Below are 13,612 nucleotides of genomic sequence, written 5' to 3' on the forward strand. Positions count from 1 at the left end.
CGGGGGGCTGCCGGAAGCCGCATCGGGGGGTTCTCCCCAGCGAAAGGCGAGGTGGGGCGAGCCTACGCTCGGGGTGTCCCGATCGTTCGGTTCTCACAGGGGGAAATCTCATGGCACGCCGCCCGCAGCAACGCATTCTCGTCGGCGCGATGGTGGCCGCGACCGCCGTCGCCGGTCTTGCCGCGTGCGACATCGGGAAGTCGAAGACGGCGACGGACGACACCACGGTGACGCAGAAGGTCACCTCCGTCCGGCTCGACGACAGCAACGGCTCGGTACGGGTGGAGGGTTCGGCGGGGGTGACGACGGTGAGCGTGCACCGCGTGGTCCGCTACCACGGGGACAAGCCGGGAGCGACCTCGCGCGTCGACAAGGGCGTGCTGTGGCTCTCCGGCTGCGGCCACAACTGCGGGGCGGACTACGTCGTCACCGTGCCCGCCGGGCTGGCGGTGGCGGGCGGTACGTCCAACGGGGCGATCACCCTCAAGGGCGTCGGCACCGCCGACGTGCACACCAGCAACGGCAAGATCACCGTCACGGGCGCCACCGGCGCGCTGAAGGTGCGCACGTCCAACGGTGCGATCAGCGTCGACGGCACCCGCGGCGGCGTCGACGCGCAGTCGTCCAACGGCAAGATCACCGTGACGACGCCGGCCCCGCAGGACGTCCGCGCCCACACCTCCAACGCGAGCATCACCGTCACGGCGGCGCCCGGCGCGTACCGGGTCTCGGCGAAGACGTCGAACGCGGACAAGAACGTCGGGATCGCCGACGACCCGGCGGGCACGTACCGCCTGGACCTGTCGACGTCGAACGGCACGCTGACGCTGCGCAAGGGGTAGCGGGCCGCGTGTCGCCCGGGGTGCGCGGAGTGTGGCCGGGGTCACGGAAGGATCTGTCACAGGAACCGGGTTTGCGGTGTCTGGTGTGCAGAAGGCCGGACGGACGGGAGTGGCGGACATGAAGATCGCGGTCGCCGGTGGCACCGGGCAGGCGGGGCGGTACGCCGTCGAGGCGCTGCGCGCCCGCGGGCACGAGGTGGTGGTGATGTCGCGCGGGGAGGGCGTCGACCTGGTCACCGGGGCCGGGCTGGAGGCGGCGCTGGCCGGCGCCGAGGCCGTCGTGGACGCGAGCAACGTCCTCAGCGCCCGCAGGAAGACGGTGGTCGCCTTCTTCGACACCGCCGGGCGCAACCTCGCCGACGCCGCGGCGCGGGCCGGCGTACGGCATCTGCTGACGCTGTCGATCGTGGGCGTCGACCGGGTGAAGAACCCGTACTACACCGGCAAGCTGCGCCAGGAGGAGATCGTCCGGCGCGGCGCGGTGCCGTGGACCGTCCTGCGGGCCACGCAGTTCCACGAGTTCGCCGGGCAGACGCTGGACCAGCTGCCCGGGCCGGTCGCGATCGTGCCCAAGGCACCGGTCCAGCCGGTCGCCGCCCGTGACGTGGGCGAGGCGCTCGCCGACCTGGTGGTCCAGGAGCCGCGGGGGATGGCCCCCGAACTGGCCGGGCCGCAGGCCGAGTCGCTGGTGGACATGGTCCGGCGCCTCATGGCCGCGGGCGGCGCCCGCAAACGCCCCGTCCTGCCCGTGCACCTGCCCGGCGGGATGAGCAGCGGCGGCCTGCTGCCGACCGGACCGGGCCCGCGCGGCACGCAGACCTTCGCGGCCTGGCTCGCGGAGCACCACCCGGCGACGCCCGCGTGAGCCCCTCCGGGGACGTACGCGGGCGGTCCGGGGCGGCGACGGGCGACCCCGCGGGCGACCCGGCCACCGAGGCGTTCTTCGCGCACCGCACCCTGCTGTTCACCCTCGCCTACGAGATGCTCGGCTCCGTCGCCGACACCGAGGACGTGCTCCAGGAGACGTGGCTGCGGTGGTCCGGCGCCGACCTGGAGCAGGTGCGCGACCCGCGCGCCTACCTGGTGGCGACCACCACCCGGCAGGCCCTGAACCGGCTGCGCACCCTCAAGCGCCGCAGGGAGACGTACGTCGGGCCGTGGCTGCCCGAGCCGCTGCTCACCGCGCCCGACGTCGCCGAGGACGCCGAGCTGGCCGAGAGCCTGTCCATGGCGTTCATGTGCGTGCTGGAGACCCTTCAGCCGACCGAGCGCGCGGTCTTCGTGCTGCGCGAGGTCTTCGACGTCGGCTACGACGAGATCGGCGCCGCCGTCGGCAAGAGCCCGGCGGCGGTGCGGCAGATCGCGCACCGGGCGCGGGGGCGCGTACGGGCGGGCCGCCCGCGGACGACGGTCACCGCGGCCGAGAACCGCAGCGTGCTGGAGTCCTTCCGCGGCGCGCTCCGGACCGGCGACCTGCGGGGGCTGTTCGACGTGCTCGCGCCCGACGTCGTGCTCTTCACCGACGCCGGCGGCTTGAAGACCGCCGCCCTCCGGCCGATCCTCGGCGCCGACCGGGTGCTGCGCTTCATCGCGGGCGGCGCCGGCAAGGCCGGGGCGCCGCTCACCTTCGAACCGGCGGACGTCAACGCGAACCCGGCGCTCGTGGTGCGCATGGGCGGCGAGATCGACGGCGTCGTCAGCTGCCGGCTGGACGGCGGCCGGGTCACCGGCCTCTACTTCGTGCGCAACCCGGAGAAGCTCGGCCGCGTCGAGGCCGAGACCCCGCTCGCGCGCGGCTGAACCGACCGGCGCCGGCGGCTCGTACGCCTCACGCCGCCTGCGTGGCCGTCACTTCCGCGGGGGCGAGGATGCGGGACAGGGCCTCGGTGAAGTCGCAGGGGGTGCAGCCGAGTTCGAGCTGGCGGGCGACGATCGCGCGCTCGGCGCGGTAGAGGTGCCAGCCTCTGCGCAGCAGGAAGGGCACGGATTTGCGGCCCTCGCGGATGTCGCGGACGAAGCGGTGCCAGGCCGTGGTCGAGGGGCGGCCGCGCAGGCACACCGCATCGACGGGCAGGCCGAGTTCGCGGACCCGGCCGACGATCTCGGCGGCGAAGATGCCCTCGGCGACGAAGACGGGCGAGCCGTCGAGGTCGAGCCGGGTGACGCCGGTCGCCGAGCTGGTGGCGATGTCGTAGACGGGGGTGTCCGCGGCGCCCCGCGTGCAGAGGGCGGTGATCGCGGCGACGGCCGCGTCGGCGTTCCAGGACGCGGGCGCGTCCCAGTCGCCCGCGCCGCCCGGGAGCCGCGGCAGCGTCGGGTCGTCCTCGTCCTTGTAGAAGTGGTCGAGCCCGAGCACGGGCACCCCGGAACGCGCGGCGAGTGTGGTCTTACCCGAGCCGGAGGGCCCGGCCAGCAGGATCACACGGGCGGGAAATGAACTCACGGCAAACCATTCTCCGGCATGCCCGCCGGTACGCTCCCGCCCGGTCCCACAACTACGGTCCGCGTCCACCCGGCAGCACCGCACGTGGACGGCCCGCGGCAGTCCTTGTCCACAGGCGGCCCGCTACCGCAGGTGCCCGATCGGCTACGCTGAGCACCTGACCGCCGTACGTCCCCGAGCAAGGCCCAGGTGTCCCGATGCCCTCACTGCGTACCGCCCTCGCGCTCACCATGACCGCCGCCGCCGCGGTCCTCGCCCCGGCCGCGGCGGCGACCGCCGCCACCCCGGCTCCCGCCGCCGCCCCCGACGCCGGCGCGGAGCTGTCCGCCCTCCCGACCTCGGCGGTGACGAGCGCCCTCGGCCCCGCGGTCGCCCCCGTCCGCGACCTCACCCTGGACCCGCTGTCCAACACCGGCGTCGACCCCCTCGACAACGGAGTCGGCTCCCAGGTCGCCGACTTCCAGCCCGTCTCGACAACCGCCCTCACCGACCCCGTCACCCACGGCGGCTCCCTCGGCACCCTCCCCGTCACCGGCGAGGCGACGGGGCTGCTCACGGGCTGACCGCCCGACGGGCTGACGGGGGCCGGGGCTCAGACCCCGATCGGGTGCCAGACCGTCTTCGTCTCCAGCCACGCCGTCAGGCGGGACGTGCCCGGGTCCGCGGTCCAGTCCTCCGGGGACGGGCGGCGGACGCGCTTGAGGGTGTCGGCCGCGGAGGCCTCCAACTCCGTTGCCAGGTCCGGTGCGGCGCCCGTCAGGTCGAGGGCGTTGACGTCCTGGTGGGCGGCGAGGGGGGCGGAGAGTTCGGCGGTGCGGCCGGAGAGGATGTTCACCACGCCGGAGGGGACGTCGGAGGAGGCCAGGACCTCGCCGAAGCTCAGGGCCGGGAGGGGGGCCTTCTCGGAGGCGACGACCACCGCGGTGTTGCCGGTCGCGATGACCGGGGCCAGGACGGAGACCAGGCCGAGGAGCGAGGAGTCCTGCGGGGCCAGCACCGCGACCACGCCGGTCGGCTCCGGCGTCGAGAGGTTGAAGAAGGGGCCCGCGACCGGGTTCGCGCCGCCGGCGACCTGGGCGATCTTGTCCGTCCAGCCCGCGTACCAGACCCAGCGGTCGACCGCCGCGTCCACCGCCGCCGCGGCCTTGGACTTCGACAGCCCCTCCGCCTCGCCGACCTCGCGCACGAACTGCTCGCGCCGCCCCTCCAGCATCTCCGCGACGCGGTAGAGGACCTGCCCGCGGTTGTACGCCGTCGCGCCCGACCAGCCGGGCACCGCCTTGCGCGCCGCGACGACCGCGTCCCGCGCGTCCTTGCGGGACGCGAGCGGCGCGTTGGCCAGCCACCCGCCGCTCCTGGACTCCGTCACCTCGTACACCCGGCCGCTCTCGGAACGCGGGAACTTGCCGCCCACGTACAGCTTGTAGGTCTTGAAGACGGTGAGCCGCCTGGTTTCGTCAGACTGCCTCATTGGTCGCGCTCCCCTTCTCACTCGCAAGCTCGCTCGTCGGCTCGGCCGCTCCGGCGAGGTATCCCTCCAGGCCGTGCCGGCCGCCCTCCCGGCCGTAGCCGGACTCCTTGTATCCGCCGAACGGCGACGTCGGGTCGAACTTGTTGAACGTGTTCGCCCACACCACCCCCGCCCGCAGCTTGCTCGCCATCGACAGGATGCGCGAGCCCTTCTCCGTCCAGATGCCCGCCGACAGGCCGTACGGCGTGTTGTTGGCCTTCTCGACCGCCTCCGCCGGGGTGCGGAAGGTCAGGACGGACAGCACCGGGCCGAAGATCTCCTCGCGGGCGATGCGGTGCGCCTGCGTCACGCCCGTGAAGAGGGTCGGGGCGAACCAGTAGCCCGCGGAGGGCAGTTCGCAGGACGGGGCCCAGCGCTCGGCGCCCTCCGCCTCGCCCGCCTCGGCCAGCGCGGTGATACGGGCCAGCTGCTCGGCGGAGTTGATCGCGCCGATGTCGGTGTTCTTGTCCAGCGGGTCGCCGACCCGCAGCCGGGCCATCCGCCGCTTCAGCGCGTCCAGCAGCTCCTCCTGCACGGACTCCTGCACCAGCAGGCGCGAGCCCGCGCAGCACACATGGCCCTGGTTGAAGAAGATGCCGTCGACGATGCCCTCGACGGCCTGGTCGATCGGGGCGTCGTCGAAGACGATGTTCGCGGCCTTGCCGCCGAGTTCGAGCGTGACCTTCTTGCGCGTCCCCGCGACCCCGCGCGCGATGGCCCGGCCGACCTCCGTGGAGCCGGTGAAGGCGACCTTGTCGACGCCCTCGTGCGCGACCAGCGCGGCGCCCGCGTCGCCGTACCCGGGAAGGATGTTGACGACGCCGCGCGGCAGCCCGGCCTGGCGGCAGATGTCGGCGAAGAACAGCGCCGTCAGGGGCGTCGTCTCCGCGGGCTTGAGCACCACCGTGTTGCCGGTGGCGAGCGCCGGGGCGATCTTCCAGGCCAGCATCAGCAGCGGGAAATTCCACGGGATGACCTGGCCCGCGACGCCCAGCGGCCGCGGGTCCGGGCCGAAACCGGCGTACGCGAGCTTGTCGGCCCACCCGGCGTAGTAGAAGAAGTGCGCGGCCACGAGCGGGAGGTCGACGTCCCGCGTCTCGCGGATCGGCTTGCCGTTGTCGAGCGATTCCAGGACGGCCAGCTCGCGCGAGCGCTCCTGGAGGATGCGCGCGATACGGAAGAGGTACTTGCCGCGTTCGGCGCCCGGCAGCGCGCTCCACGCGGGGAAGGCCTTGCGGGCGGCGGCGACGGCGCGCTCGACGTCCGCCTCGCCCGCGCGGGCGACCTCGGCGAGCACTTCCTCGCTCGACGGCGAGACGGACTTGAAGACCCGCCCGTCCGCGGCCTCGGCGAACTCGCCGTCGATGAACAGGCCGTAGGACGGCGCCAGGTCGACGATCGCGCGCGACTCGGGCGCGGGGGCGTACGGGAAGAGGTTGTCGGTCATCGCGATCAGTCCACCGTGACGTAGTCGGGGCCGGAGTAGCGGCCGGTCCTGAGCTTCTGCCGCTGCATCAGCAGGTCGTTGAGCAGGCTGGAGGCGCCGAAGCGGAACCACTCGGGGGAGAGCCAGTCGTCGCCGAGCGTCTCGTTGACCATGACCAGGTACTTGATCGCGTCCTTGGACGTCCGGATGCCGCCCGCGGGCTTCACCCCGACCTGCACGCCGACCGCGTCGCGGAAGTCGCGCACCGCCTCCAGCATCAGCAGCGTGTTCGGCGGCGTCGCGTTGACGGCGACCTTGCCGGTGGAGGTCTTGATGAAGTCCGCGCCCGCCAGCATCGCCAGCCACGAGCAGCGGCGGATGTTGTCGTACGTCGCCAGCTCGCCGTTCTCGAAGATCACCTTGAGATGGGCCGACGTCTTGTCGGGCCGCGCGCAGGCCTGCTTGACGGCGCGGATCTCCTCGAAGACCTGGAGGTAGCGGCCGGACAGGAAGGCGCCGCGATCGATGACCATGTCGATCTCGTCGGCCCCGGCGGCGACCGCGTCCGCGGTGTCCGCGAGCTTGACCGGCAGGCTCGTGCGGCCCGCAGGGAAGGCCGTCGCGACGGACGCGACCGCGATCCCCGAGCCCTCGCCGAGCGCCTCGCGGGCGATGCCCGCCATGTCCGGGTAGACGCAGATCGCCGCGACGTGCGGGGCCGTCGCGTCCGTGGGGTCGGGACGCAGACCCTTCGCGCACAGCGCCCGCACCTTGCCGGGGGTGTCGGCGCCCTCCAGCGTCGTGAGGTCGATCATCGATATGGCCAGGTCGATGGCGTACGCCTTCGCGGTCGTCTTGACCGAGCGCGTACCGAGGCCGGCGGCGCGGGCCTCCAGGCCGACGGCGTCGACGCCGGGCAGCCCGTGCAGGAACCTGCGCAGGGCCGCGTCCGAGGCGCTGACGTCCGCCATGCCGGCGAGGCGGGCGGCGGCGCCGGGGGCGTGGGCGGGGAGAACTTTGGGCATGGTCACCAGCTCAGCATATCTACGCGCGTAGCGGCCCGGCTACCCCCGGGGGGTCAGGGGGTCGCCCCCTACGAGGCGGCCTCGTGGGCGGCGAGGCAGCTGTGCGTCCACGCGGTGTGCCGGTCGCGCAGGTCCGCGGAGGTGAGGTCGGTGCGGGCGAGGTCGTGGTAGTTGGGGAGCCAGGTCTCGACGGAGGCGTGGGAGTTCGCGAGGGCGAAGAGGTCCCACAGCGGCATGTCGGGCACGGTCTCGCCGGACGCCCGCTCGTAGGCGGTCAGGAAGGCTGCGGCCGCGGACGGGCCGTGCAGGAGGACCAGGTCGAGGCGGCACCAGCCCACGTCGAAGCCGCGGGGGGCGCGGGAGGCTCCGGACCAGTCGACGATGCCGCTGAGGGCGCCCTCGTGCCACAGGACGTTGCCGGACCAGTAGTCGTAGTGGGTCAGGACCTGTTCCCGGGCGGCGAGGCGGTGGCCGTGGGCGGCGAGGACCGGGGCGGCGGGGCCCGTACGGCGGGCGGGGTCGCCCGCTGCCGCGAGGCCGTCGCGGAGGGGGCCGAGGCGGGCGGCGGGCACGGCGTGGACGCGGGCCAGGGCCCGCCCGAGGTGGGTCGCCGCGGCTTCGGCGGAGGGCCCCGTGATGTCGGCGCGGCCCGGGAGCCGGCTGATCAGGACGGCGGGCTCGCCGAACCGCCGCCCGTCGGGGTCGGCGTCCAGCAGGCGCGGCGCCCAGCCGTCGAGGCCGTCGAGCACCGCCAGCACCCGCGCCTCGTACCGCGCCGCCCGGTCGCCGGGCGGGAAGCGGCGCAGCACCATCTCGACGTCCGGGCGCCCGGTGCGCAGCAGATGGGTCGCCGCGTGGGTGCCCCCGGCGAGCCGCCGCACCACGCGGGCGGGGGCGGCGGAACCGGCGGTCTCGGCGGCCCAGGCGAGGGCGGCGGGCGGCGGCTCGGTCATCGCGCCATCCTGCACGATCCGCCCGCGGAGCGCACCGGTGCCCGGCGGCGCGGTCCTACGGTGAGGGGATGGAGATCATCGTGGTGAGCGGGCCCTCGGGGGCGGGGAAGAGCACCGTGGCGGGGATCCTCGCCGGGAGCAGGCTGTCGCCGTCCGTGCATCTGCACACGGACGACTTCTACGCGGCGGTCAAGCAGGGCTTCGTGGCCCCGTACCTGCCCGGGGCGAAGGAGCAGAACGACGTCGTCACCGGGGTCATCGCACGGGCCGCCGCCGGGTACGCCGCGGGGGGCTACCACGTGGTGGTGGACGGGGTGATCGGGCCCTGGTACCTGGGCGCCTACCGGGAGGCGGCCGCGGCCGCCGGGGTCGGGCTGGTCTACGTGGTGCTGCGGCCCGACCGGGAGACGGCGCTCGCGTGGGGCACGGAGCGGTCGGGGCATCCGCTCACCGACCGGGAGATCCTCGGCGGGATCTACGACGGCTTCGCCGACCTCGGCCCGTACGAGGAGAACGTCCTCGACTCCGGCGGGCTCACCGCGCAGGAGACGGCGGACGCGGTGCTCGCGCGGCTCCGGAGCCAGGGGGCTCACTAGTTCACCGGTGCGGTGGTATGTTAGTAAACCAACAAACCAGCGCACTCAAGGGAGCCCAGCTCATGGCACCAGCCCCGGACAGCGGCGGGCCGCTCTTCGCCCAGATCGCCGCCTCCCTCGCAGACCAGATCGCCGACGGCGGGCTCGGGGAGGACGAGCGGATCCCGTCCACCAACGACCTCGCGTCCTTCCACCGGGTCAACCCGGCCACCGCCGCCCGCGCGCTCACCTCGCTCGTCGAGGACGGGCTCGCGGAGAAGCGGCGCGGGGTGGGGATGTTCGTGGCGAAGGGCGCGCGCGAGCGGCTGCTCACGGCGCGGCGCCGGGAATTCGCCGAGCGGTACGTGCGGCCCCTGGTCGTCGAGGCGGCGCGGCTCGGGCTCGACGAGGCGGAGCTGCTCGCGCTCGTCCGGGACGAGCGCGGCGCCGTGAGCCTGACCGCGGGGAGCCCGTCGTGACCGGCGGCGGCGCGGAAGCCGTCATCTCGCTGACCGGCGTCACCCGCCGCTTCGGCGGCTCGGGCGGCCACCAGGCGCTGGACGGCGTCACCGCCGACATCCACGGCCCCTGCATCGTCGGGCTGCTCGGCCGCAACGGCGCCGGGAAGACCACGCTGCTGCGCTCGCTGGTCGGCCAGGACTTCGTCTCGTCCGGGACCGTCCGCGTCCTCGGCGCGAACCCGGTCGAGAACGACGCCGTCCTGCGCCGTACGACCCTCATCCGCGAGGACCAGACCTATCCCGACCTGAAGGTCCGCCAGGCCCTCGCAGCCGGTGCGCTCTTCCACCCGAGGTGGGACGCCGCGCTCGCCGCCGAGCTGCTGGAGGCGTACGAGCTCCCGCCCGACCGCAGCATCAAGAAGCTCTCCCGCGGTATGCGCGCGGCCCTCGGGATCATCCTGGGCCTTGCCGCGCACGCCGACGTGACGCTCTTCGACGAGCCGGTCGCCGGGCTCGACGCGGTGGTGCGGGACATGTTCTACCGGCATCTGCTGGCCGACTACACCGCCCACCCGCGCTGCATCGTCCTCTCCACCCACCTCATCGACGAGGTCGCCGACCTGCTGGAACGCATCCTCATCCTCGACCACGGCCGGCTCGTCCTGGACGCCCTCACCGACGACCTGCGGGGCAACGCCGTCACCGTGACCGGGCCGACCCCCGGCGTCGAGCGCTTCGTCGCCGACCGCACCACCCTCAGCCGCCGGGCGCTGGCCGGGCGGACCACCGCCGTCATGGCCGGCCGCCTCGACGACCGCGACCGGCAGCTCGCCGAGCACCTGCGGCTCGACCTGCGCCCGCTCACCCTCCAGCAGCTCGCGATGCACGCCGCCGACAGCGGCAGCCGCGCCACCCTCTCCCCGGCAGGGACGGTCTGACCATGCCCACGACCTGGTCCACGAACATGTCCGCGAGCCTCCCGGCAGGCATGCCCGCGCTGCCGTCCGTCCCCGGCCTCACCCCCGTCCTGACCGTCGTCCGCTACCTGCTGCTGGACCGCGTCACCTACCTCGTCGTGCCGTGGATGTGGGCCGCCTTCGCCTTCGTCCTGGACGCGGTGATCCTGCAGCTCACCCCCGCGGGGAATTCCGGCCACCGCTGGGTGGGCGGGCTGGCCGCGGTCTTCCTCGTCGTCTTCGGGATCGGCGTCCAGACCGTGGCGCGGGCCCTGCCCTTCGGGCTCGCGCTGGGCGTCAGCCGCCGTACGTACTTCCTGGGGGCCGCGCTGCTGGCCGTCGCGCTGGCGGTGTGCTTCGGCGCGGCCGTCGCGATCGGCCGGGCCGCCGAGCGCGCGACCGACGGGTGGGGCATGAACATGGCCTACTTCCGGGTCTCCGGCGTCCTCGACGGCCCCTGGTGGCAGGCCTGGCTGAACGCGACCGCGGCCTTCGTCGTGCTCTTCGCCTACGGCATGTGGTACGGCCTGGTCTTCCGGCGCGCCGGGCTCGTCGGCACGGTCTCCTTCGCCGGGGCGCAGGGCGTGCTGCTCACCCTCGCCGCCGCGGTGATCACCTGGACGCACGGCTGGACCCGGTTCGCCCACTTCTTCACGATCACCGCGCTCTTCCCCGCCGTCCTGGCCACGGCGGCGGTGATCCTGCTGGCCGGCGGGCTGGCGACGGTCCGCCGGCTGACCGTCTGACGCGCGCGTACGCCACCGGTCGAGACGGGAACGCAACCGGGTCGTGGCCCGGCGGGCGTCGGGCGTCGGGCACAATCGGTCCTTATGACGAGTCCGAGGTCCGACCGCCCGAGCCCGCCGGACGGCGGTCCGGCACAGCCCGCGTACGCCGACCGGGTCTACCGCTCCACGGCGGGGATGATCGGCGGGGTCGGGCTGCTCGTCGTCGCCTGCTGGCTCGGCGGCGACGCCATCGCCAACGGCAAGGGCCACACCCCGTGGTTCGCCATCGCCGGGCTGCTGCTCGCCCTGCCGATCATCATCGCCCTCACCCTGCGCCCCGCGGTCTTCGCCAACTCCGAGCGGATCCGGGTGCGCAACCCGTTCCGTACGATCGCCGTGCCGTGGACGGGCGTCGACGGTGTGCGGTCGTCGTACACCACCGAGCTGCTGGCCGGCGACAAGAAATACCAGCTCTGGGCGATCCCGGTGTCGCTGCGCGCGCGCAAGCGGGCGGCGCGGCAGGACGCGCGGGCGAAGGCCGCGGGCGACGACGAGTTCACCCCCGGCCGCCGCGGCGGGCGCCCGCCCTACGGCCGCCGCCCGACGCCCGTCCCCGGCGCCGACCCGACGATCCGGGCGTGGTCCGACCAGGCGCTGGCCGAGCTGCGCGAGCTGGCCGAGGCCCGCGAGGGTACGGCCGACCGCGCCGCCCCCGAGGCGGCCCCGGTGGTCCGCTGGTGCTGGGAGGTCCTCGCCCCGGCCCTCGCGGGCGCCGTGGTCCTGATCGTCCTCGGCGCCATCAGCTGAGCCGCCCCTGACCGGGCCGCGTCACGCCGGGCCGCGCCGAGGCGCGTCACACCACCCCGCGCCACGTCACGCCGAGTCGCCCCACGGGACGGCCTCGGCCGCGCCGAGGCCCAGCAGCAGCACGCGGAAGCGCTCGTACGCCGACTGGCACGTCGAGTGCCGCTCGTACGCCCGCGCCGAGACCGCCTGCACCTGCCCGTCCGGGCCGCGCAGCCGCCACACCCAGCCGTTCGACTCGGCGGCGTGCTGCACCCCTCCGGCCAGCCCCTCCGAGCGCGCGCACAGCGCCTCGAAGGCGGCCTTGCACTCGTCGTCGGCCGGATAGGCCTGCGCGCCCAGCGCCATGACCCGGCCGTTGTTCGCGGTCAGGCGCCACGAGAACCAGCCGTCCTCGTTGATGTCGACCTGGCACCGCGTACCCGCCCCCCGGGTACCGGCACCCCCGATGTCCCCTGCCATTGCCCCACCCCACCCTGACAGTCGCGGCGCAGCACCAGCGCTGCGCCCCGAGGCCGCCCCCACGCCCCGCGCGGGAGTCGTCGTGCAGCACGGGCAATGTATGGGTCAAGTGATAGTTAAGACCTGCATCACAGCAGGCCCGCGGGATCCTTCACTGCGAAGTTGCCCCTTGTTCACGAACGGTCACGTACTGCAATCATGCCCCCGGTGGGCAGGGGTTCTGCCGCCGTCCCGGGCGCGCGCGGCTGCGGGGGAGCGGGCCGGCGCGCGTGGGCGGCGGACTTCCCGGGGGACCGCCAGGTGAACTGAAGTTGCCCCTACGGGTGCCGCCGTTCACATTGGCGTGTCGGCCCGGCCATCGCCTGCCCGGAGCGTCAACCCGTGACAATGCGAACACGGGCACGAACCGCGGGTGTCGCCGCCGACCTCGACACCGGGGCGGCCGCCGACCGGCCGCGCCGGCTGCACGCGGACTCCGGGCTGCCCGACCGGCTCTTCCGCGGGGTGGCGCACGGCGGCGGCGGCCTGGTCCTGGCCGTGATGCTGCTGGTCGGCGGCTTCCTGACCTACCGCGCCTGGCAGGCGCTGCGGGTGGCGAAGTGGCACTTCCTGACCACCGCCGAATGGCAGCCGGACGCCCGCAACTTCGGCATCGCCGCCGTCATCGTCGGCACCGTCCTGATCGCCGGGGTCGCAGTGGTGATCGCGGTGCCGCTGGCGATCGGCACCGCCCTCTACATCTCCGAGTACGCCCCGCAGCGGCTGCGCCGCCCGCTGGTGAGCACCATCGACCTGATGGCCGCGGTTCCTTCGGTCATCTACGGCCTGTGGGGGCTGTTCTTCCTGCAGGGCAAGGTCATCGGGCTGTCCCGCTGGCTGTCGACGTATTTCGGCTGGATCCCGCTGTTCAAGGTGACCGACGCCGATCCGCACGACCCGCTGGCCACCGCGACCGTCTACACCGCGTCGACCTTCATCGCCGGGATCGTGGTGGCGATGATGGTCACCCCGATCATCTGCTCGGTGATCCGCGAGGTCTTCTCGCAGGCCCCGGTCGGCGAGCGCGAGGGCGCCTACGCGCTGGGCGCCACCCGCTGGGGCGTGATCCGCTCGGTCGTCCTGCCGTTCGGCAAGGGCGGCATGATCGGCGGCACGATGCTGGGCCTGGGCCGGGCGCTCGGCGAGACCATCGGCGTCTACATGATCATCTCGCCGGTGTTCGCGGTCCAGCCGCACATCCTCCAGGCGGGCACCAGCTCCGTCTCCTCGCTGATCGCCCTGCAGTACGGCGAGGCGAGCAAGTTCGGCATGTCCGCGCTGATGGCGGCCGGTCTCGCCCTGTTCCTCATGACCCTCGTCGTCAACTTCGCCGCCTCCACGATCGTCGCCCGCAGCCGTTCCGGCGCCACCGCCGAATAGCCGAGCAA

16 protein-coding genes are annotated in these 13,612 nt (G+C 73.9%); 10 read left to right on the plus strand and 6 right to left on the minus strand.

The genetic code is table 11. From position 1 onward, the window contains the following. The first annotated feature begins 110 nt into the window (after positions 1–110). From ACH4SL_RS17660 to ACH4SL_RS17670, 3 genes are all read left to right on the plus strand, one after another. Complete coding sequence (locus tag ACH4SL_RS17660) at positions 111–842, plus strand: hypothetical protein (RefSeq protein WP_398446295.1); 732 nt, start codon at positions 111–113, stop codon at positions 840–842. A gap of 118 nt (positions 843–960) precedes the next feature. Continuing rightward, positions 961–1,707 carry an SDR family oxidoreductase gene (locus ACH4SL_RS17665; protein WP_398446297.1) on the plus strand — a complete coding sequence of 249 codons (747 nt, stop codon included), beginning with the start codon at positions 961–963 and terminating at the stop codon, positions 1,705–1,707. After that, entirely contained in the window at positions 1,704–2,642 is a 939-nt protein-coding gene (locus ACH4SL_RS17670) for an RNA polymerase sigma-70 factor (RefSeq protein WP_398446299.1), read from the plus strand. Before ACH4SL_RS17665 ends, ACH4SL_RS17670 begins: the two co-directional genes overlap by 4 nt. Positions 2,643–2,670: 28 nt before the next feature. Here ACH4SL_RS17670 and ACH4SL_RS17675 read toward each other — a convergent pair whose 3' ends face one another. Further along, positions 2,671–3,285, minus strand: coding sequence for a uridine kinase (locus ACH4SL_RS17675; RefSeq protein ID WP_398446301.1), 615 nt, complete (start codon positions 3,283–3,285; stop codon positions 2,671–2,673). Positions 3,286–3,482: 197 nt separating this feature from the next. Between ACH4SL_RS17675 and ACH4SL_RS17680 the strand changes: the two genes are divergently transcribed. Then, positions 3,483–3,848 (plus strand): hypothetical protein, encoded by a 366-nt coding sequence (locus tag ACH4SL_RS17680; RefSeq protein WP_398446303.1) that lies wholly within the window; start codon positions 3,483–3,485, stop codon positions 3,846–3,848. 29 nt (positions 3,849–3,877) lie between these two features. On the opposite strand, the gene ACH4SL_RS17685 is transcribed toward ACH4SL_RS17680, so the two are convergent. The 4 genes from ACH4SL_RS17685 to ACH4SL_RS17700 all read right to left on the minus strand — a co-directional run bounded on the left by ACH4SL_RS17685 (position 3,878) and on the right by ACH4SL_RS17700 (position 8,199). After that, a complete protein-coding gene (locus tag ACH4SL_RS17685) occupies positions 3,878–4,756 on the minus strand; it encodes an aldehyde dehydrogenase family protein (protein WP_398446305.1) in 879 nt (292 codons plus the stop codon). Then, positions 4,743–6,242, minus strand: a complete 1,500-nt coding sequence (locus ACH4SL_RS17690; protein ID WP_398446307.1) for an aldehyde dehydrogenase family protein — start codon at positions 6,240–6,242, stop codon at positions 4,743–4,745. The genes ACH4SL_RS17685 and ACH4SL_RS17690 overlap by 14 nt, the downstream gene beginning before the upstream one ends. Positions 6,243–6,247: 5 nt before the next feature. Then, complete coding sequence (deoC, locus tag ACH4SL_RS17695; protein WP_398446665.1) at positions 6,248–7,246, minus strand: deoxyribose-phosphate aldolase; 999 nt, start codon at positions 7,244–7,246, stop codon at positions 6,248–6,250. Between the two features lie 68 nt (positions 7,247–7,314). After that, the gene (locus ACH4SL_RS17700; RefSeq protein WP_398446309.1) at positions 7,315–8,199 is read right to left on the minus strand and encodes a phosphotransferase family protein; all 885 of its coding nucleotides are present in this window, start codon (positions 8,197–8,199) and stop codon (positions 7,315–7,317) included. A 68-nt stretch (positions 8,200–8,267) separates the two neighbouring features. Between ACH4SL_RS17700 and ACH4SL_RS17705 the strand changes: the two genes are divergently transcribed. From ACH4SL_RS17705 to ACH4SL_RS17725, 5 genes are all read left to right on the plus strand, one after another. Beyond that, entirely contained in the window at positions 8,268–8,795 is a 528-nt protein-coding gene (locus tag ACH4SL_RS17705) for an AAA family ATPase (RefSeq protein ID WP_398446311.1), read from the plus strand. A 62-nt stretch (positions 8,796–8,857) separates the two neighbouring features. After that, a complete protein-coding gene (locus ACH4SL_RS17710) occupies positions 8,858–9,253 on the plus strand; it encodes a GntR family transcriptional regulator (protein WP_398446314.1) in 396 nt (131 codons plus the stop codon). Beyond that, positions 9,250–10,173 (plus strand): ATP-binding cassette domain-containing protein, encoded by a 924-nt coding sequence (locus ACH4SL_RS17715; RefSeq protein ID WP_398446316.1) that lies wholly within the window; start codon positions 9,250–9,252, stop codon positions 10,171–10,173. Before ACH4SL_RS17710 ends, ACH4SL_RS17715 begins: the two co-directional genes overlap by 4 nt. 2 nt (positions 10,174–10,175) lie before the next feature. Further along, on the plus strand, positions 10,176–10,937 hold the full coding sequence (locus ACH4SL_RS17720; RefSeq protein ID WP_398446318.1) for a hypothetical protein: 762 nt from the start codon (positions 10,176–10,178) through the stop codon (positions 10,935–10,937). A gap of 84 nt (positions 10,938–11,021) precedes the next feature. Further along, the gene (locus ACH4SL_RS17725; RefSeq protein ID WP_398446320.1) at positions 11,022–11,726 is read left to right on the plus strand and encodes a PH domain-containing protein; all 705 of its coding nucleotides are present in this window, start codon (positions 11,022–11,024) and stop codon (positions 11,724–11,726) included. Between the two features lie 66 nt (positions 11,727–11,792). Here the strand turns inward: ACH4SL_RS17725 and ACH4SL_RS17730 are convergent, their stop codons facing one another. Next, positions 11,793–12,185, minus strand: coding sequence for a hypothetical protein (locus ACH4SL_RS17730; protein WP_398446323.1), 393 nt, complete (start codon positions 12,183–12,185; stop codon positions 11,793–11,795). A 387-nt stretch (positions 12,186–12,572) separates the two neighbouring features. Between ACH4SL_RS17730 and pstC the strand changes: the two genes are divergently transcribed. Further along, a complete protein-coding gene (gene pstC / locus ACH4SL_RS17735; RefSeq protein ID WP_398446667.1) occupies positions 12,573–13,604 on the plus strand; it encodes a phosphate ABC transporter permease subunit PstC in 1,032 nt (343 codons plus the stop codon). The last annotated feature ends 8 nt before the right edge of the window (positions 13,605–13,612 follow it).

The organism is Streptomyces sp. NPDC021020, from assembly GCF_044333285.1.
Classification (GTDB): Bacteria; Actinomycetota; Actinomycetes; order Streptomycetales; family Streptomycetaceae; genus Actinacidiphila.

What these genes read in the sequence shown, in the direction of transcription:
- ACH4SL_RS17660 (WP_398446295.1), top strand. Translation starts at nt 111, where the DNA reads ATGGCACGCCGCCCGCAGCAACGCATTCTCGTCGGCGCGATGGTGGCC.
- ACH4SL_RS17665 (WP_398446297.1), top strand. Translation starts at nt 961, where the DNA reads ATGAAGATCGCGGTCGCCGGTGGCACCGGGCAGGCGGGGCGGTACGCC.
- ACH4SL_RS17680 (WP_398446303.1), top strand. Translation starts at nt 3,483, where the DNA reads ATGCCCTCACTGCGTACCGCCCTCGCGCTCACCATGACCGCCGCCGCC.
- ACH4SL_RS17685 (WP_398446305.1), bottom strand. Translation starts at nt 4,756, where the DNA reads ATGAGGCAGTCTGACGAAACCAGGCGGCTCACCGTCTTCAAGACCTAC.
- ACH4SL_RS17690 (WP_398446307.1), bottom strand. Translation starts at nt 6,242, where the DNA reads ATGACCGACAACCTCTTCCCGTACGCCCCCGCGCCCGAGTCGCGCGCG.
- deoC (WP_398446665.1), bottom strand. Translation starts at nt 7,246, where the DNA reads ATGCCCAAAGTTCTCCCCGCCCACGCCCCCGGCGCCGCCGCCCGCCTC.
- ACH4SL_RS17700 (WP_398446309.1), bottom strand. Translation starts at nt 8,199, where the DNA reads ATGACCGAGCCGCCGCCCGCCGCCCTCGCCTGGGCCGCCGAGACCGCC.
- ACH4SL_RS17705 (WP_398446311.1), top strand. Translation starts at nt 8,268, where the DNA reads ATGGAGATCATCGTGGTGAGCGGGCCCTCGGGGGCGGGGAAGAGCACC.
- ACH4SL_RS17710 (WP_398446314.1), top strand. Translation starts at nt 8,858, where the DNA reads ATGGCACCAGCCCCGGACAGCGGCGGGCCGCTCTTCGCCCAGATCGCC.
- ACH4SL_RS17720 (WP_398446318.1), top strand. Translation starts at nt 10,176, where the DNA reads ATGCCCACGACCTGGTCCACGAACATGTCCGCGAGCCTCCCGGCAGGC.
- ACH4SL_RS17725 (WP_398446320.1), top strand. Translation starts at nt 11,022, where the DNA reads ATGACGAGTCCGAGGTCCGACCGCCCGAGCCCGCCGGACGGCGGTCCG.
- ACH4SL_RS17730 (WP_398446323.1), bottom strand. Translation starts at nt 12,185, where the DNA reads ATGGCAGGGGACATCGGGGGTGCCGGTACCCGGGGGGCGGGTACGCGG.
- pstC (WP_398446667.1), top strand. Translation starts at nt 12,573, where the DNA reads ATGCGAACACGGGCACGAACCGCGGGTGTCGCCGCCGACCTCGACACC.